The sequence below is a fragment of the Flavobacterium sp. MMS24-S5 genome, assembly GCF_050320125.1.
GTDB lineage: Bacteria > Bacteroidota > Bacteroidia > Flavobacteriales > Flavobacteriaceae > Flavobacterium > Flavobacterium tyrosinilyticum.
Window position 1 is genome coordinate 4,953,912 of record NZ_CP190016.1, and the last position, 17,631, is coordinate 4,971,542.

The 17,631-nt window shown below is 33.3% G+C and carries 15 protein-coding genes; 10 read left to right on the forward strand and 5 right to left on the reverse strand.

The window, feature by feature from the left end; genetic code table 11:
• Positions 1-60 precede the first annotated feature (60 nt).
• On the forward strand, positions 61-225 hold the full coding sequence (locus ACPWTF_RS22825; protein WP_008463190.1) for a DUF1328 domain-containing protein: 165 nt from the start codon (positions 61-63) through the stop codon (positions 223-225).
• A gap of 90 nt (positions 226-315) precedes the next feature.
• A complete protein-coding gene (locus tag ACPWTF_RS22830) occupies positions 316-963 on the forward strand; it encodes a DUF5661 family protein (protein ID WP_427873284.1) in 648 nt (215 codons plus the stop codon).
• 77 nt (positions 964-1,040) lie between these two features.
• Here the strand turns inward: ACPWTF_RS22830 and ACPWTF_RS22835 are convergent, their stop codons facing one another.
• A complete protein-coding gene (locus ACPWTF_RS22835) occupies positions 1,041-1,577 on the reverse strand; it encodes a hypothetical protein (RefSeq protein ID WP_427873285.1) in 537 nt (178 codons plus the stop codon).
• A gap of 209 nt (positions 1,578-1,786) precedes the next feature.
• Between ACPWTF_RS22835 and ACPWTF_RS22840 the strand changes: the two genes are divergently transcribed.
• From ACPWTF_RS22840 to ACPWTF_RS22850, 3 genes are all read left to right on the forward strand, one after another.
• On the forward strand, positions 1,787-2,338 hold the full coding sequence (locus ACPWTF_RS22840) for a ferritin-like domain-containing protein (RefSeq protein WP_427873286.1): 552 nt from the start codon (positions 1,787-1,789) through the stop codon (positions 2,336-2,338).
• Positions 2,339-2,408: 70 nt separating this feature from the next.
• A complete protein-coding gene (locus ACPWTF_RS22845) occupies positions 2,409-3,176 on the forward strand; it encodes a DNA-formamidopyrimidine glycosylase family protein (RefSeq protein ID WP_427873288.1) in 768 nt (255 codons plus the stop codon).
• A complete protein-coding gene (locus ACPWTF_RS22850) occupies positions 3,136-3,849 on the forward strand; it encodes a DUF72 domain-containing protein (protein ID WP_427873290.1) in 714 nt (237 codons plus the stop codon). Before ACPWTF_RS22845 ends, ACPWTF_RS22850 begins: the two co-directional genes overlap by 41 nt.
• 1,319 nt (positions 3,850-5,168) lie before the next feature.
• Here ACPWTF_RS22850 and ACPWTF_RS22855 read toward each other — a convergent pair.
• Positions 5,169-5,669: a pyridoxamine 5'-phosphate oxidase family protein gene (locus ACPWTF_RS22855; RefSeq protein WP_095927608.1), complete on the reverse strand. Its 501-nt coding sequence runs from the start codon at positions 5,667-5,669 to the stop codon at positions 5,169-5,171.
• A gap of 223 nt (positions 5,670-5,892) precedes the next feature.
• On the opposite strand from ACPWTF_RS22855, the gene ACPWTF_RS22860 reads away from it, so the two are divergent.
• The gene (locus ACPWTF_RS22860) at positions 5,893-6,324 is read left to right on the forward strand and encodes a response regulator (RefSeq protein WP_427873291.1); all 432 of its coding nucleotides are present in this window, start codon (positions 5,893-5,895) and stop codon (positions 6,322-6,324) included.
• On the opposite strand, the gene ACPWTF_RS22865 is transcribed toward ACPWTF_RS22860, so the two are convergent.
• Positions 6,314-9,136 carry a PAS domain-containing sensor histidine kinase gene (locus ACPWTF_RS22865; RefSeq protein WP_427873293.1) on the reverse strand — a complete coding sequence of 941 codons (2,823 nt, stop codon included), beginning with the start codon at positions 9,134-9,136 and terminating at the stop codon, positions 6,314-6,316. The two genes, ACPWTF_RS22860 and ACPWTF_RS22865, sit on opposite strands and share 11 nt — an antisense overlap.
• A 209-nt stretch (positions 9,137-9,345) precedes the next feature.
• Between ACPWTF_RS22865 and ACPWTF_RS22870 the strand changes: the two genes are divergently transcribed.
• Together ACPWTF_RS22870 and ACPWTF_RS22875 are read left to right on the forward strand one after the other, a co-directional pair.
• Complete coding sequence (locus ACPWTF_RS22870) at positions 9,346-9,675, forward strand: hypothetical protein (protein ID WP_427873295.1); 330 nt, start codon at positions 9,346-9,348, stop codon at positions 9,673-9,675.
• A gap of 451 nt (positions 9,676-10,126) precedes the next feature.
• Positions 10,127-10,939 (forward strand): hypothetical protein, encoded by an 813-nt coding sequence (locus tag ACPWTF_RS22875; RefSeq protein WP_427873297.1) that lies wholly within the window; start codon positions 10,127-10,129, stop codon positions 10,937-10,939.
• A 61-nt stretch (positions 10,940-11,000) separates the two neighbouring features.
• Here the strand turns inward: ACPWTF_RS22875 and ACPWTF_RS22880 are convergent, their stop codons facing one another.
• Both ACPWTF_RS22880 and ACPWTF_RS22885 read right to left on the reverse strand, forming a co-directional pair.
• Entirely contained in the window at positions 11,001-11,261 is a 261-nt protein-coding gene (locus ACPWTF_RS22880) for a SemiSWEET family sugar transporter (RefSeq protein ID WP_427873298.1), read from the reverse strand.
• Positions 11,262-11,589: 328 nt separating this feature from the next.
• A complete protein-coding gene (locus tag ACPWTF_RS22885) occupies positions 11,590-12,435 on the reverse strand; it encodes an SDR family oxidoreductase (RefSeq protein ID WP_427873299.1) in 846 nt (281 codons plus the stop codon).
• Between the two features lie 391 nt (positions 12,436-12,826).
• Here ACPWTF_RS22885 and ACPWTF_RS22890 point away from each other — a divergent pair, with 391 nt between their 5' ends.
• Together ACPWTF_RS22890 and ACPWTF_RS22895 are read left to right on the forward strand one after the other, a co-directional pair.
• A complete protein-coding gene (locus ACPWTF_RS22890) occupies positions 12,827-14,041 on the forward strand; it encodes a hybrid sensor histidine kinase/response regulator (protein ID WP_427873301.1) in 1,215 nt (404 codons plus the stop codon).
• Positions 14,042-14,057: 16 nt separating this feature from the next.
• The gene (locus ACPWTF_RS22895) at positions 14,058-17,624 is read left to right on the forward strand and encodes a response regulator (RefSeq protein WP_427873303.1); all 3,567 of its coding nucleotides are present in this window, start codon (positions 14,058-14,060) and stop codon (positions 17,622-17,624) included.
• Positions 17,625-17,631 lie beyond the last annotated feature (7 nt).

Here is a 17,631-nt window from a genome sequence, read left to right on the forward strand (position 1 = left end):
CCAAAAGTTTCAAAAGTTTGAAGTACAAACAAAATCATTATTAACTAAAAAACTATTATTATGTTACGTTGGACAGTCACTTTTATTATTCTAGCCATAGTGGCGGGAATATTTGGTTTCGGTGGAATTGCCGCTGGAGCTGCTAGTATAGCAAAAATTTTATTCTTTATATTTTTAGTTCTTTTTGTTATTTCCTTAATAAGCGGAAGATCAACAAGAGTATAGAAGAAGTATCAGTAAATACAAACAAATCAAAAACGACACATTTCATTTAGTAAATGTGTCGTTTGTGGTTTCAATAAAAAAAGCCAAGTCATGGGAACAAAAAGCGGTGCTTACCAGGATGTTTATATTAAAAGAGAAGATGAAATGGTAAGCCTAAAGAATGATGTGACAGATTTTTGCGAAAAGTATATAAAACCTGTTCATCCTAAAGATTGGGATTGGTCAGTACGTGATTTTGAAAATTCTGAAAATGATCCGACAACTGCAGAAGCACGAGCTATTGCAAATGTGGTTTTTAAAGATTTAAATGATAAGAATCACACCGATGTTGATCTTTCTACAATGAATAATGTTCATGCAATAAAAGCTTATCTGGATCCGAAAAGCAAACATGAAGCTTTTAATATGGAAGAATTCGCTTTTGCATTAAAAGTAGAGTTGGAACACGGTAGGGTAAAAGATGTAAATGTGACCAATAACCATCCGTTTTTGACCGCTATGATTGCGCTTGCACACATGACCGAAAGTCTGACTTATTATAAAAGACTAAAAGTAATGGAAGCGGAGGGTGAGATTTATGAAATTATTAGAAAAATAGAGTCATCGCCAGTCGGTAAAGAAAAATGGTATATAGAATTAGGGAAAGCTGAGCAAGAGCTTAATGAAGCAAGAGCCGGGTTAGCCGAGCGTTTAGCCCGAATGGACGATATTCCAGTATTGAAAATTATTGGAGATTAAGTAGTTAAGTTTTAGACTCAAAAAAAACGTCTCGTTGTTCTTTAACGAGACGGTTTTTATTTTTGTAGAATGAACTATTACAATCTTCGCGGATCATTTTCTGGATACCTTTCATCATCCTTATCTTCCTGAACATCGTCTTCGATATAATCAGTATCATCTTCTTCATCAATATCCTCTTCGATGTACTCGTCTTCATCGTCATCATCGTCGTCTTCATCATCAATGTCTTCCAAAACATCTTCGGTTTCGTTAAAGTCGTATTCGTCTTCTTTTAAATCGGAAGGATTATCAAATTCGTCATTTTCTTCTACATAATTATCATCTTCCAGTTCAACTTCATAAACATCGTCGTTGTTATCTTCTAGATCTCTGTCAGTATGAAAATCATCGTTTAGATCGTCCAAATCATCATCACTTACAAAATCTTCTTGATCTGGATTTGGCCTGTTCGGATTGTAGCCGTTTCTTACTGTATAACCTCGCTCTGCAATCTCACGATTATCATTGTCGGGTTTTTTAACATCATCTAGATCTTCTGCCAAGTTTCTATCATTTGAGAAATGATTTTTGAAATCCTTATTCGTGCTGTTGTTTTTATCTATAGTATTCATGATCGCTGTTTTTTAATGATTATATATACAAAGCTAGCATGAAGTTGACGGAATATATTATAAAATTATTTAGTGTAATTCTATAATTAACAGATGTTTAGAATGGAATTTTAACTTGTAATCATATAACCAGTCTCATAGCACAGGCAGTAATTTTACCATTATATTAATCATAAAAACTATTACCATGAAAACTACAGATAGTAAAAATGCAGCTTGCTGCAAAAGAAACTACACCGAGAGGAGTTACGAAGCCGAAGTCTAACGCCGCTTCAGGATTAACAGAATTATTTGAAGACGGATTAAAAGACATTTATTGGGCGGAGAAAGCACTTCTAAAAGCCTTGCCTGTAATGGTTAAAAATGCTTCTTCTGTTGAATTGAAAGATGCAATAGATAATCATTTAACCGAAACAGAAGAACAAATTGTCCGTTTGGAAGAGGTATTTAAAATTATTGGCAAAAAAGCAACGGCAAAAAAATGCGATGCCATGGAAGGTTTAATTGAAGAAGCCAAAGGAATGCTAGAAGAAACAGAGCTTGGAGTAGTGCGTGACGCAGGAATTATTGCGGCAAGTCAGAAAATTGAGCATTACGAAATTGCCACTTACGGTACTTTAAGACAATTTGCAGAAACGCTTGGTTTGCCAGAAGCAGCAACTTTATTGGAACAAACACTCGATGAAGAAAAAGGAGCCGATAAAACCCTTACAGAAGTCGCTGTAAATGCAGTGAATCTTGAAGCTGCCGAAATTGAATAGCAGTTTAAGAAATGAAATAAAAGTGCAGTTCTAAAACTGCACTTTTTTAGTTGAATAAAAAATACAGTATATGCCCGAAGGTCCGTCTATAGTAATCTTAAAAGAAGAAGTGCAACAATTTACTGGACAGAAAATAATTTCTGTATCTGGAAACACTCATATTGATATTTCACGACTGAAGGATAAAACGATTCTTGCCTTTAAAACTTGGGGAAAGCACTTTTTAATCTGTTTTGATTCTTTTACGGTAAAAATTCACCTGCTGATGTTCGGAACCTACCGCGTTAACGAACGCAAAACTTCAAAACCCAGACTGAGTTTAGTTTTTGATAAGGGCGAAATTAATTTCTACACCTGCTCAGTTAAAATCTTAGAAGGTGATATCAATTCTCATTATGATTGGAGGGTTGATGTGATGAATGAAAATTGGAATCCGAAGAAGGCAAAAACCAGTGTAGACAAAATGGAAGATAAAATGATCTGCGATGTACTATTAGATCAGGATATTTTTTCTGGAGTGGGCAATATCATAAAAAATGAGGTTTTGTACCGCTGTTATGTTCATCCAGAGTCGATTGTAGAGAAGATTCCGCCTCATCTTATAAGCCAGCTCATAGCCGAATGTTCTATTTACAGTTTTGAATTTTTATACTGGAAAAAGAAATTCGAACTGAAACAACATTGGGAAGCTTATACCAAAAGTATTTGCTTACGATGTAATCTGCCGTTTGAAAAAAACAGACGGGAGATCGTAAACGCAGAAGCTTTTTCTGCACCAATTGTCAACAACTATACAAATGAAAAATCAAGTAATAATAGGATGTTCAAGTTTTTATAACAGTTTTTGGAAGAATATTTTTTATCCACAAAATCTGCCTTCAAAGCAATGGTTTGATTTTTATTGCCATCATTTTGATACTTACGAATTTAATGGAAGTTTTTATAAATTTCCAACAGTAAGAATCTTTCAAAATTGGTACAGTAAAACGCCTGAATCTTTCAAGTTTTCGATTAAAGTGCCAAAAGAAATTACCCATATCAAAAAACTGCAAGAATGTGAAGGTCTGCTTAATGACTTTTATCAGGTCTGTAAAGTAGGTATGAAAGAAAAACTTGCAGCTGTTTTGTTTCAATTTCCGCCGAGTTATGTTTTTAGCCAAGAAAAATTAGAAACCATAATCAATAGTTTGGATTATAATTTTAAAAATGTGGTCGAATTTCGTCACGAAAGCTGGTGGAATGATGAGGTTTGGAATATGTTCAAAGAAAATAATATTACATTTTGCAGTGTAAGCCATCCTAATCTTCCTAAAACTATTTTTAAAGATTTTCCACTGCTTTATGTGCGATTTCATGGAGTTCCGAAATTATTTTACTCCAGTTATTCTACAGAAGAATTACAGCAAGTAAATCACCAAATTCATTCCAAAAAAGGATTTGTATACTTTAATAATACAGCAAGTGAAGCCGGTATTTTGAATGCTTTGGAATTGAAGAGAATGAATGCTTAAATCTGTCTGTATTTTTTAACGCAAAGTTCGCAAAGTTTTTTTTTATTTTGAAGACTTAATGCATGCGTGAAAAAGTTCGCAAAGCTTTGAGTTTAATTTGCTTGCTGAATAATTTTTATTTCCCGCAGATTTTACAGATTTAGCAGATTTTTTTTTTAAATCTTTTTAATTCTCTTAATCTGTGGCAAAAAAATAACCGTGTCTATCTAAACGCATTTTTTTTAACGCAAAGCGCGCGAAGTTTTTTTATTTGAAGGCTTAATGCATGCGTGAAAAAGTTCGCAAAGCTTTGAGTTTAATTTGCTTGCTGAATAATTTTTATTTCCCGCAGATTTTACAGATTTAGCAGATTTTTTTTTTTAATCTTTTTAATTCTCTTAATCTGTGGCAAAAAAATAACCGTGTCTATCTAAACGCATTTTTTTTAACGCAAAGCGCGCGAAGTTTTTTTATTTGAAGGCTTAATGCATGCGTGAAAAAGTTCGCAAAGCTTTGAGTTTAATTTGCTTGTTGAATAATTTTTATTTCCCGCAGATTTTACAGATTTAGCAGATTTTTTTTTAATCTTTTTAATTCTCTTAATCTGTGGCAAAAAAATAACCGTGTCTATCTAAACGCATTTTTTTTAACGCAAAGCGCGCGAAGTTTTTTTATTTTGAAGGCTTTAATGCATGCGTGAAAAAGTTCGCAAAGCTTTGAGTTTAATTTGCTTGCTGAATAATTTTTATTTCCCGCAGATTTTACAGATTTAGCAGATTTTTTTTTAATCTTTTTAATTCTCTTAATCTGTGGCAAAAAAATAACCGTGTCTATCTAAACGCATTTTTTTTTAACGCAAAGCGCGCGAAGTTTTTTTATTTTGAAGGCTTAATGCATGCGTGAAAAAGTTCGCAAAGCTTTGAGTTTAATTTGCTTGCTGAATAATTTTTATTTCCCGCAGATTTTACAGATTTAGCAGATTTTTTTTTAATCTTTTTAATTCTCTTAATCTGTGGCAAAAAAATAACCGTCTATATCTAAACGCATTTTTTTTAACGCAAAGCGCGCGAAGTTTTTTTATTTTGAAGGCTTAAGGCATGCGTTAAAAAGTTCGCAAAGCTTTATAGTGTTGCGTGCTGAATAATTTTTGTTTCACGCTCCCGATTACAGATTTAAACAGATTTTTTTAAATCTTTTTAATCCTTTAATCTGTGGCTAAAAAAATAACCGCAAAGAGCGCAAAGTATACGTAAGGTACGCAAAAGAAAAAATCTTAGCGAACTTAGCGTATACTTTGCGCTCTTTGCGGTTAAAAAAACTTTAAAAAAACTTTAAAAAAGCTATAATTTCAAGCTTCCTTCAATTCCGTCATCCATCGTTTTTCCTGTTACAAAAGCCGCTGTCATTTTAGCAATGGCAACCATTTTTCCGTTTTTGTTGTTCCAATAGTAACCATCTTCAGGAACTACTTTTATAACACTCAAATTTGGATCGTCTACACCACCAGGCATCCAGATTTTTACTATAGGATTCCATAATTTTTCGATCGTTTCTCGATCGTACGAAATACTTGCGGTTCCGTGAAGCGTTAGAAATTTATCATGCGGTTCAGAAAAGAATATTTCAACCATCGGATTTAATGTAATTTCTGCATTCTGACTGCTGTTTCGGTCAGATAAAAACCAAAGCTGTCCCAAATCATCAATTTTCTGAACAGACATTGGTCGGGACTGTAATCTATATTCATTGTATGTACAAAACATACATGTTTTAATATGCTCAGCAAGATCTTTTATTTTATCTACTGCAAATTCATCTGTAAGGTCTTTATGATCGCCCATAATATTAATATTTTTAAGTTAATTACTTGACAAATAAAGTCTTGTTTGTCATTGAAATAGCTAAAAGTAAAGTTGGCTCTTTTTGTCCGTTTACAGATTATATAATTAAACTTATAAATTATGAGATTTCAATTTGCTGTTTTTGTAGGAAATTAGTTTAAAATCTGGTTGTTACATAAAATTACATTATATTTGAGACATTATAATTCGAAGCCAAAAGATAATGACTGATTTTACGATATTCTATACTGATGACGATGAAGATGATTTGTGTATTTTTGCTGATGCCGTAGAATCTATACCTCACAACATTAAACTTCAAACCTATTCTGGCGGGCAGAATTTTTTAAACGCAATTTACGATCCGCCTGCTACACCTTATGTAGTTTTTTTAGATTTAAACATGCCTGGAAAAAATGGCTTTGATGTTCTAGAAGAACTTCGAAATTCAGATTATAAAAAAGATATTCCTGTTGTAATTTATTCTACTTCAAGCGAACCTGGAATTATAGAAAAATGCCGTAAACTTGGCGCTAACTGCTTTATTACAAAACCAGTTTTAATGAATGACATTATAAAATCTATTGAGCATGCCATGCAAATAGATTGGGAAAAATTTATTCCCAATCAATCCAATTTTGTGTTTAAATATTAATTTCAGACAAATCGGGAATGTAAATATTAAAAGTAGAACCTTTATCTTTTTCGCTAGAAACTGTAATGAAACCTCTATGATTTTCAACGATTTTTTTCACAATTGCAAGACCAATTCCAGTTCCTTTGTATTCGCTGTCGGTATTTAAGCGCTGAAAAACTTCAAAGATTTTTTCTTTATAAATAGGTTCAAAACCAATTCCGTTATCTTCAACTTGGAGATGGAGGTAATTTTTGTCTTTAAATTCAGCATTAGGAAGCGATTTTCCATCAATTTGCGTAGCAGAAATTTTTACTTTTGGAGGAACACTAGGAATAGAAAATTTCAAGGCATTTTCTACCAAATTATGCAGTAACTGTCTAAACTGAAACTGAATAAGATTGGCTTCTCCTAAATCGTGATATTCTACAATAGCATTTTTTTCTTCAATTCGATCAGAAAAATCACTTATTACTTCTTCTGCAATTTCGTCTATTTTAACCGTTGTAAAAATACGATCGGCAGAGTTGGTACGGGAGTAGGTTAATAAATCCTGAATTAGATTTTGCATTTTCTTTGCCGAAAACTCAATTCTAGCTAAATAAGATCTGGCATTTGCCGAAATATTTTGCTCGTCCAAAGTAGCCAATCGACTTGCAAAAGTCTGAATTTTTCGCAGCGGTTCCTGCAAATCATGGCTTGAGATATAAGCAAACGACTGCAATTCTATATTCATATTAATCAAATCCCTGTTTTTGAGTTCCAATTGTGTAGTACGCTCTATAATTTGATCTTCTAGTTTATTGGTAAAGTTTTTTTGCTCTTCTATATCAGTGCTTGTTCCAACCCACATTTGAATCTTTCCAGATTCATCCAATTGTGCTATTGCACGGCTGAGCTGCCATCTGTATTCCCCATCATAGCGCTTAAAACGGTGAATGAAAAGAAAATCATTTCCTGTTTTTACAGATTCCATCCATAGTTTTACATTTTCCTCACGGTCGTCGGGATGCACAATTTGAAGCCAACCGTTTTTCTCAATTTCTTCTTTAGACAATCCAGAATAGTTGTAAACCGTTTCATTAAAATAATTCAGATTTCCTAGAGTATCACTCGTCCAGATGAACTGAGGGATAGAATCGGCGAGAAGTCTAAATTTTTGTTCGCTCTTCATTAAAACGTGCTGACTTTCTTTTTCGATTGTAAAATCCATCACAGTTCCCAACATTTTGGAAGGTTCGTTATTTTCATCAAAAAAGATTTTCCCCTGAACTTTAATCCATGCAATCGATTGGTCTAGTTTTAAAATTCGAGCTTCATATTTGTAAATTCCAGTTTTTAATGCTTCCGCGAAAGCGTCTAAAACAATATTCTCGTCTTCTGGAAGTATACAGTTTCGAATGTCTTGATGTACAATCTTTGTGTTTTTCTCAAATCCAAAAATATCTAGAATAGTATCGCTGTAGATTAATTTCTTTGTTTTAAGATTCAAATCCCACATGGCAATTTCGGCAATTTCAGTAGCCAAACGTGTTCTTGCTTCGGCAGTTTCCACTTTTTTTCTGGCTTTAACTTTAGAAGTTACATCATAAACCGTGCACATTACACCAGATGCTTTTCCGTTTTTTTCGTATAGCGTAGTATATTCGTAATCCAGATAGAATTTTTTGAGACTTCCTTTAATATCAACATAAGCCACAGCTTCATTCTCTCGAATCGTTTTTCCATTGACCAAAACATCATGTAATAATTCAGGATATTTTTGGTTTTTCAATTCAGGGAAAACATCTAGTAACGGAATGCCAATACATTCTTTTTCTTCCTTTTGCCAAATATTATACATCATGGCTTTATTGGCCATTTCGATAACGAAATCTTTTCCTCTAAAAATTGCCATTGCAATAGGAGAATCAATTACAATATTTCGAAAAGCTTTTTCATTTTCTTCAAGGAGATATCTGCCTTTTACTTCTTCGGTCACTTCATATGCAACTACAATAACTCCAGTAATCTCGTTTTCTTCATTTAAAGGGTAAAAAACGAGATTGAAATAAGCTAATTCTTCTTTGTTATAACGATTTAAGGTTACAGCAAATTCATCTGCATAGTAAGGTTCGCCAGTTTCGAAAACCTTTTTTATAATAGGATATGCAGTTTCTCTAGTTTCGGGAACAGAATCAAAAATAGACTTGTTTAATATGGCACTTTCTTCTCTATCAATTATATGGAGATAAGTGGTATTAGCCATCTCGACAATTAGATCGGCTCCTTTTAAAACACAAATTCCGAGAGGCAATTGTTTAACTGTATTTCTAAAACGTCTTTCGCTTTCTTCGAGTTTTTTGCGAGTAATGATTTGATTGGTAGTTTCATTACAAATTACCAAAACGCCATTTGTTTTTCCGTTTTCATCATTTACAGGACTATAACTAAATGTCCAGTAAACATCTTCCAATTTTCCATTTCTATAAATCGGTAATAATTGGTCTTCGTGCCATGTGGCTTCTCCATTTTGAAGCACTTGATCGATTAGAGGCTTAATAAAATCCCAGATTTCAGGCCAGTAATCGGCTCCTTTTTGGCCTAGAATAGAAGGATGTTTTCCATCATTTCCTAGACTTGGACGATAGGCATCATTGTAAAAACAAATATGATCTTGTCCCCAAAATAAAAACATGGGGAATTTAGAGTTTAGAAGAATTCCTAAAGTAGTCCTAAGACTTTGAGGCCATGATTCTATAGGCCCAAGTGTAGTTTTACTCCAATCTTTTGCGCGAGTAAGCATACCCATTTCTCCTCCGTTTGCGAGAAAATCATATTTGTTGCTATTCATTAAAATCTTATTTTTCGTCTTGTTAACAAGCTACTTTTCATTCGTATTAAAGTTAGTAAATTCTTGTTTTGAATTAAGTTTTATTAAAATTAATGAAAATAAATATTCGCAGAAAAGCGATTTTTAAATGAGGCAAGATTAAAATCGTTAGAGTTAATTTTATCGCTTTCCTATACGGAAATTTGAATAACAGTTAAAAATAAAAAACAATGAAAAGGGAAGATTCAAAACACGAAACCGATAATATAAAGAGATATCAAGAAGAAGGATACATGGTAAATTATTTATTCGAAAACGATCATTTGATAGATTCAGAGAGCAAAGTAGCCTATAAACCAGAAGATATTTTTATTGTGGCGCATCATCGTTATGAAGGTATGAGTGATCCCGATGATATGTCAATATTATACATAATAGAAACTAAAGATGGAGGTAAAGGAACTCATTTATTAGGATATGGTTCAGAACGGCAGATTTGGAAGAAGCCGAATTTTTTAAAGACATCCCGAAAGCCAATTATTCCAAAAATGCAGACATAAACGAATTAACATAAAAGAATAAAAATAGATTGGTATTTTTATTTTGCTGATGAGCAGTTGTTTCAAATTTATTTGAGGCAAGCTGCTTTTTTTTTGAAAGTTGCAAAGTTGCAAAGTTGCAAAGTTGCTGAGATACTGAGATACTGAGATACTGAGATACTAAGTTTTTTTGCTCTTTGTTTTTTTTAAAGTGAGAAAGTAGAAGTTAGTTCCTTAATTTGAATTCATTTGAGGTAGTTTTTTTTACTGTTTTTGAGTTTGAGAAACTTAGTACCTCAGTATCTCAGCAACTTAGCAACTTTAAATAATAATTATGAAATATCTGCACAAAATTGTATAAAGATTTGACTGACAATATAAACGAAATTTGGATTATAGAAAGTTAGCAACCAAGGTTGGTTTTTATACTTAAATAAATAACTAACCGCTTTTACTAAAACCAAACCATATAATGAAAAAACTTTACATAAATACTGGAAGCTTTGATGCTGTTTTTAATAATCTGAAAGAAAGTTTTGGAGGAAAATTAAAAGTTATTGCCAATGAATACAATTTGACAATTCAATCAAAATGGGCAAAGGGAAGCATTTCTGGCGTTCGTTTTGAAAAAGAGATGTCTTATCTGAGTTTTGATTTAACTTTTACTCAAGAACTTAGTTTAAGCATCGAATCTAATCCGTTTTCGCCTGTATTTTTTGCATATTGCGAGAAAGGAAACGTTTTGCATAGTTTTGGTGCTAATGGAGCTACTCATTGCCTTAAAAAACAGCAATCGGGTATTATGAGCAACTCTTCTACTATTAATAGTGTATTGCATTTTCAAAGTCACCAACATATTCAATTCTCTTTAATAGGAATGCCAACAACAATCGAAAATAAAGAAAGCGATTTTGTTTCTCAAGTAAAAAAAATATTTACGAGCAATTCTGGAAATTATATTTATATAGGAGATGAAAATCACAAAATAGGAGAGAAATTTCAGGAACTTAAAAGAATTCCAACTCAAGGATTAGTTCGTTATATACTAATGAAAGGTATTCTTCGCGAAGTTTTAGAACTTGAGATAGCGCAACATAGTTATAATTATTTTACTGCGTTTGAGCCTATTTTGAACTTTGCAGTAAAACAGTTGAGTGAGATCAAGAAATTATCTCATATGAAATTAACCGCAATTACAGCGCCAGTACAGTTTTTAAAGCGAAACTTACAACCTCGAAAATATCAATTGGAATTAAAGCCATACAACCAAAAATTAGCTAGCTAGTAAGCATACCATATCCTTCACTTTCAAAAAAACAGCTTCGATCGAGCTGTTTTTTTTTATTTTATTCTTTTTCATAGTAAATAATGAAATAAACCATGATGAGATTTAAAACGAAAGATATACTATTGGTCAGAATAATGGGAAGGTCTTTTTTGAGAATTCCGTAAACAATCCATACCGCAATCCCAAAGGTCAAAATGCTGAACATCCGTAGCGAAATTTCTTTTACTTTCTTGGTCTTCCAGACCTTTATAATTTGCGGAATCGTAGAAAGTGTAATACACCCTCCAGCAAAAAGTCCGATGATATCTATAAAATTCATTTTTTCTTAGATTTATTAAGTTGGTTTAAGATAATCTCGCAAAGGCGTAGAGTCGCAAAGTGATTCTTTTGAGTTATAAAGACAAAAAAACTTCGCGCCTTTGCGCCTTTGCGAGCAAAAAAATCGCGATCATTGCGTAAACCTAAGCGGCCTTAGCGATTAATAATTTCATTGTTTTAAGATTTGTTAAGTTGGTTTAAGATACTCTCGCAAAGTAGCAAAGTAGCAAAGTTTTCTATTAAATTATAAAACAAAAACTTCCCGCCTTCGCGTCTTTGCGAGCAAAAAAAACTTAGAATCTCAGAATCTCAGCATCTCAGAAACTTTTTCACCCAACCAATTCTCCACCATTTATATGAATAAACTGCCCAGTAATATAACTACTGTCTTCAGAGGCCAGAAACACATAAGCAGGTGCCACTTCCGAGGGCTGACCCGCTCTTTCCATCGGATTGTCTTTTCCAAAATCAGATAATTTGTCAAAAGTGGCTACGATCAAAGGCGTCCAGATTGGTCCAGGTGCAACGCCATTTACGCGTATTTTCTTTTTTGCCAGCATAGTCGAAAGTGAACGGGTAAAACTTACAATTGCACCTTTGGTACTCGCATAATCTGCCAAATGTTCGCTTCCGCGAAAAGCCGTAACAGAGGTGGTGTTTATAATGCTATCGCCCTCTTTTAAGAAAGCAAGCGCTGCTTTTGTGATATAAAAGAAAGGGTAAATATTAGTTTCAAAAGTTTTATGAAGCTGTGCCGAAGTTATTTTTTCTATTTCTGTTTGCGGAAACTGAGTTGCAGCATTATTTACCAAAACATCAAGACTTTTAAAAGTGGTATGGCATTTTTTAATGGCACTTTTACAAAACTTTTCATCTTTCAAATCACCATTAATTAGTAGGCATTGCTGGCCTTCTTTTTCAATCATTGCTTTGGTTTCAAGGGCATCTTTATCTTCTTTTAGATATACAATTGCAATATTAGCGCCTTCTCTTGCAAAATGCACTGCAACACTTCGACCGATTCCGCTGTCGCCACCAGTAATGAAAGCTGTTTTTCCTAGTAATTTACCGCTTCCAACATAATTTTCTCTTATAATTTCAGGCTCCGGATTCATCATGTGTTCATTGCCTGGAAGATTTTGTTTTTGCTCGGGAAATGTTTGTTTCTTTTTCATGATTTACTCTTTTTTAAGCTTGTAGTTTCATTTAAAATTACCTGTTAACTGCAATTTTAGTTGCCTTAAAAGGTATTTTGTTTAGCTCAATCAAAATAAAATGATAAATTATGTATGAAAATACATCTAATAGGTGATAGGGTTAAAATAATAGAAATTTCTAATAAGCTAAAAATCATGCAATAGGTTAATGTGATAGCCAAAGATGGGAATTTTGTAACTATTTTTGATTTAGATAAAAAACCTGCTCGTTATTTTTTTTATACATTTGAGAATTTCCACATAATTTTTAAGAGTTACATGTGTGATTCTTTAAAAAAATAAGAAAATTTTTAAATTTAACCTTAAATTCAAGAGTTTTGATTTACAACCGATTTAGCTTCAACATGGCATGGTATTAATTGTAGACGATATAAGGGCCAATATTATTGCCTTAAAGAAAACATTAGAGCTGCATAATATCGATGTCGATAGTGCCGAATCTGGAGAAGAAGCTTTAAAGAAAATCCTGAAAACAGACTATTGTCTCATTATTATGGATGTTCAAATGCCGGGACTCGATGGTTTTGAGGTAGTAAAAATTCTTTCTGGAAATATACGTACAAAAGATATTCCTGTTATTTTTCTTTCGGCACTTAATACCGAGAAAAAGTACATCTTTAAGGGGTACGAAACTGGTGCTGTGGAGTATATTACCAAACCTGTAGATAGCGATTTACTGATTTTAAAAGTAAAAACCTTCATTAAAATCTACGAACAGCAAAATGAACTTAAAGTGATGAAAGATCTTCTTTCTAAAGAAATAAAAATTAGAAAAGAAGCGCAGGACAATCTTGAAATAAAAATCGCGGAAAGAACAAAAGAACTGGTTCAGAAAAATGAAGAGCTTGAACTGCGAAATCACGAATTGCAACAGTTTTCTTGGGTGGTATCGCACGATTTAAATGAGCCAATCAGAAAGATTCAAATCTTTATCAAAATAATAAAAGACCTTTACTTAAAGGCAGACGACAAAGCGATCGATTATGTGAACCGAACAATAAAATCGGCAGAAAGAATGCAAACTTTAATTACCGATCTTTTGGCTTATTCAAGGCTTTCTGCTCAGGTTAAACCGGAAAAAACAGATTTGAATATTGTTTTGCAGGAAGTGTTGGGAGATTTTGATTATTTAATTGAACGCAAAAACGCCACCATAAAAACCAACGAACTTCCAACAATAGATAGTATTCCGAGCCAGATGCGTCAGGTTTTTCAAAATCTAATAGGAAATGCTTTGAAATTCTCAGGAAATGAAGAAAAAGCGGTAATTGAGATTACTTCTGAAACTATTTTAGAAAAATCAATCGAAAGTCCGACTTCGCCAGAAGGTAAATTTTGCAGGATTACAGTAAAAGATAACGGAATTGGTTTTGATGAGATTTATCTTGATCGTATTTTTATTATCTTTCAAAGTTTAAACGATCGTCAATCTTACGAAGGAACAGGAATTGGACTGGCAATTGCTAAGAAAATAATCGAAAAACATAACGGATTAATTACAGCAAAAAGTAAAGTGGGAGAAGGTGCAAGCTTTATCATTGTTCTTCCTTTAAAATACGAATAAAAATAATTTAGAATATATGAATGGTAATTTTAAAAGAAATTTATTAATCAGTTCACTAGTTTCACTGCTTGTACTTACGATTAGTTCTGTTGCCTCTTTTATTAGTATTAAAAGTCTACTAAACAGTAATTTTTGGGTAAACCATACTCAGGATGTAATATATAACCTAAATGAAGGTTCCTCAATTATTATAGAAGCCCAGACCAGTATGAGAGGTTATCTGCTTACAGGCGATGAGCAGTTTGTGGATCGTTTTAATGATGCTGAAGCGAAATCAAATACTTATTTTGATAAGTTGGACGAACTTACATCTGACAATCCTTCGCAGAAAAAATTACTAGAAGATTTACGCTCTAAACGTTCCGGTTTCTTTAAATATCTAAACAATCAGATTGTCAAAAAACGTTTAAGCAAAGAAACGCTGATTTTTGATTTGAATGAAGGCAGAAATATGATGAACGAGATTAAGGCTATCGTTAGGAAAGTTGAAAATACAGAACAAAAACTTTTAGAAGAACGCAACTCCAATTCAGAACGTTACGGTAATTATAGTTTAGCTTTAATTGCTGTTGCTTTCTTTATAGCCTTTCTTATTTCTATTGTTTTCTTAATCAGAATTCTAAAGGATTATAACGAGAGAATGTTATTGCAACTCGAATTAGAGAGAAAAGATAAAGAAACAGCTGAAAGACTTGATGTAATAAGCGGTATTGCAACACAAATTTCTAGAGGAAATTACGATGTTCAAATAGACGATAGAAAAGCAGATACTTTAGGAGCTTTGGGCGCATCCATTCATAACATGAAAGATTCATTAAAAGATTCTTTCGAATTATTATCTCAAAAAGAATGGCTTCAATCGGGGGTTGCAACTTTGAACGATAAAATGCTGGGAGAAAAAACAATCCAGAAATTATCCAAAGATGTAATCGAGTTTTTATGCCAATATACCAATAGCAGTGCGGGAGTTTTGTATGTGATTGATGGAGAGGAATTGACAGTTACAGGAGGTTACAGTTATATACCGAGCAAAAACAGAGAAAGAATTAAGAAAGGCGAGGGGTTAATTGGCCAGTCTATTGTTTCTGGAAAAATGCTGGAACTTAAAACGCTTTCTCCAGATGATATTCAGATTAATTATGCACTGGGAGAAATAAAACCTACGCATATCGTGGCATTGCCATTAATGGATTTTAAGATTGAAGGCGCAGTGGAGCTGGCTAGTATTTACGGATTTTCTGTTTTGCAGCTTGAATTTTTGAATATGGTAGCCAATAATATCGGAATTGCGATTAAAGCGACCCAAAACCGTAAAAGGGTAATGGAACTTCTGGAAGAAACCAAATCTCAGTCAGAAGAATTACAGATTCAACACAGCGAATTGGAAGCTATAAATGCAGAATTGGAAGCACAAACCGAAAAATTGCAGGCTTCGGAAGAAGAACTTCGCGTACAGCAGGAAGAATTGGAACAAACCAATGAAGAATTGTCTGAAAGAAGCGTTTTATTAGAAGAAAAAAACACGGAGATCCAAAAGAAATCAGAAGCTTTAGAATTAACTACGCGTTACAAGTCAGAGTTTTTGGCCAACATGTCGCATGAGTTGAGAACACCGTTGAATTCTATTTTATTGCTGAGCCGTTTATTGTCTGAAAACAACAACAAAACGATGAACAATGAAGAAATTGAATTTGCAAAAGTAATTCAGAGTTCAGGAAATAGTTTGTTAGGTTTAATTGATGAAATTCTAGATTTATCTAAGATTGAAGCCGGAAAAATGGATCTGGAATTTTTGGATGTTTCGACCAAAGAAATTACAGATAATCTATATAACTTGTTTCATCTGGTTGCAAAAGAGAAGGGAATTAATTTTGAAATTATTGCCAAAGACGCGCCAATTGTCATCAAAACGGACAAAATGCGTTTGGAGCAGATTCTGAAAAACCTGATTTCGAATGCCATTAAATTTACCGAAAAAGGAACCGTTTCTCTTGAAATAAAAGTAGATACAGACGATGATAAAATTATATGTTTTATTGTAAAAGATACTGGAATCGGAATTCCGTTAGAAAAACAGCCCTTAATTTTTGAAGCCTTCCAGCAAGCAGATGGTTCAACGAAACGAAAATATGGCGGAACTGGTTTAGGATTATCAATTAGCCGTGAATTGGCCAAATTACTGAGAGGAGAAATTGTATTGCATAGTAAAGTAAATGAAGGAAGTACGTTTACATTGTGTCTTCCCGTTTTAGGATTTGCGATCAACAAAGTTTCGGTAAATAAAATTCCACATGCAGAAGAAATCGAAGTAACAACTGAAAGTGATGAGGAAAGACCGAAATACATCAGTGAAGTTATTCCGCAAGAAATTGAAGATGATAGAGATTCAATTGTAGAAGGTGATAAAGTCATTTTGATTGTAGAAGACGACATCAATTTTGCCAAATCATTATTGGCTTTCACTCAGAAAAAAGGGTATAAAGGAGTAGTGGCAGTAAGAGGTGATTACGCTTTAAATTTTGCTCTGATTTATAGACCAGTCGGAATTTTATTGGATATAGAACTTCCAATAAAAAGCGGATGGCAGGTTCTGGAAGAACTAAAAAATCATTCTCAAACCAAACATATTTCGGTGCACATTATGTCTTCGCATAAATTGAAACAGGAAAGTCTGCTAAAAGGAGCGGTCGACTTCTTAGACAAACCAGTTGCTTTTGACCGAATTCCAGATGTTTTTAAACGTATTGAGCACATTATAAACAAAGAATCGCAAAAGGTTTTAATTATTGAAGATAATGCGAAACACGCAAAAGCATTGGCATTTTTCTTAGAAACGTATAATATTAACTCGGAGATTAAAAGCGAAGTTTCAGAAGGTTTATCGTCTTTAGGAAAAGAAGAGGTAGACTGTGTAATTCTCGACATGGGAATTCCAGACAAACAGGCTTACGAAATTCTAGAAGGGGTTAAGAAAAGTCCAGGTTTAGAAAATCTGCCGGTAATTGTATTTACAGGAAAAAGTCTTTCGATAAAAGAAGAAGTGAAAATTAAGAAATATGCCGATTCTATTATCGTGAAAACAGCACATTCGTACCAAAGAATGCTCGATGAGGTTTCGCTTTTCCTTCACTTAGTAGAAAATAAGAAAGAAGGAAATACAGCAAAAGAAAGCAGTAAAAAACTGAATTCGCTAAACAATATTTTATTTGAGAAAAAAGTATTAATTGTAGATGATGATGTGCGAAACATTTATTCGCTTTCTAAAGCTTTAGAAGCCTTTAAGATGACTGTTATCACGGCTTTTGATGGAAAAGAGGCTATTAAAATTTTAGATGAAAATCCAGATACCGATGTCGTATTGTTAGATATGATGATGCCTAATATGGACGGTTATGAAACGGCAGAAAAAATTAGGAGCAATCCTAAATTTCTTAACTTAGCCGTAATAGCCGTAACGGCCAAAGCCATGACTGGCGATAGAGAAAAATGTATTAAAGCGGGAGCTTCAGATTATATTACAAAACCGGTCGATGTCGATCAGTTATTATCGCTGCTTCGAGTTTGGTTATACGATAAAATCTAATCTTAAA

Bases quoted from the DNA above. Each gene is read 5' to 3' on its own strand.
- ACPWTF_RS22835 (WP_427873285.1), bottom strand. From the start codon at position 1,577: ATGAATACTATAGATAAAAACAACAGCACGAATAAGGATTTCAAAAAT.
- ACPWTF_RS22875 (WP_427873297.1), top strand. From the start codon at position 10,127: ATGAAAAAACTTTACATAAATACTGGAAGCTTTGATGCTGTTTTTAAT.
- ACPWTF_RS22855 (WP_095927608.1), bottom strand. From the start codon at position 5,669: ATGGGCGATCATAAAGACCTTACAGATGAATTTGCAGTAGATAAAATA.
- ACPWTF_RS22860 (WP_427873291.1), top strand. From the start codon at position 5,893: ATGACTGATTTTACGATATTCTATACTGATGACGATGAAGATGATTTG.
- ACPWTF_RS22850 (WP_427873290.1), top strand. From the start codon at position 3,136: ATGAAAAATCAAGTAATAATAGGATGTTCAAGTTTTTATAACAGTTTT.
- ACPWTF_RS22880 (WP_427873298.1), bottom strand. From the start codon at position 11,261: ATGAATTTTATAGATATCATCGGACTTTTTGCTGGAGGGTGTATTACA.
- ACPWTF_RS22870 (WP_427873295.1), top strand. From the start codon at position 9,346: ATGAAAAGGGAAGATTCAAAACACGAAACCGATAATATAAAGAGATAT.
- ACPWTF_RS22830 (WP_427873284.1), top strand. From the start codon at position 316: ATGGGAACAAAAAGCGGTGCTTACCAGGATGTTTATATTAAAAGAGAA.
- ACPWTF_RS22885 (WP_427873299.1), bottom strand. From the start codon at position 12,435: ATGAAAAAGAAACAAACATTTCCCGAGCAAAAACAAAATCTTCCAGGC.
- ACPWTF_RS22895 (WP_427873303.1), top strand. From the start codon at position 14,058: ATGAATGGTAATTTTAAAAGAAATTTATTAATCAGTTCACTAGTTTCA.
- ACPWTF_RS22845 (WP_427873288.1), top strand. From the start codon at position 2,409: ATGCCCGAAGGTCCGTCTATAGTAATCTTAAAAGAAGAAGTGCAACAA.
- ACPWTF_RS22890 (WP_427873301.1), top strand. From the start codon at position 12,827: ATGGTATTAATTGTAGACGATATAAGGGCCAATATTATTGCCTTAAAG.
- ACPWTF_RS22840 (WP_427873286.1), top strand. From the start codon at position 1,787: ATGCAGCTTGCTGCAAAAGAAACTACACCGAGAGGAGTTACGAAGCCG.
- ACPWTF_RS22865 (WP_427873293.1), bottom strand. From the start codon at position 9,136: ATGAATAGCAACAAATATGATTTTCTCGCAAACGGAGGAGAAATGGGT.
- ACPWTF_RS22825 (WP_008463190.1), top strand. From the start codon at position 61: ATGTTACGTTGGACAGTCACTTTTATTATTCTAGCCATAGTGGCGGGA.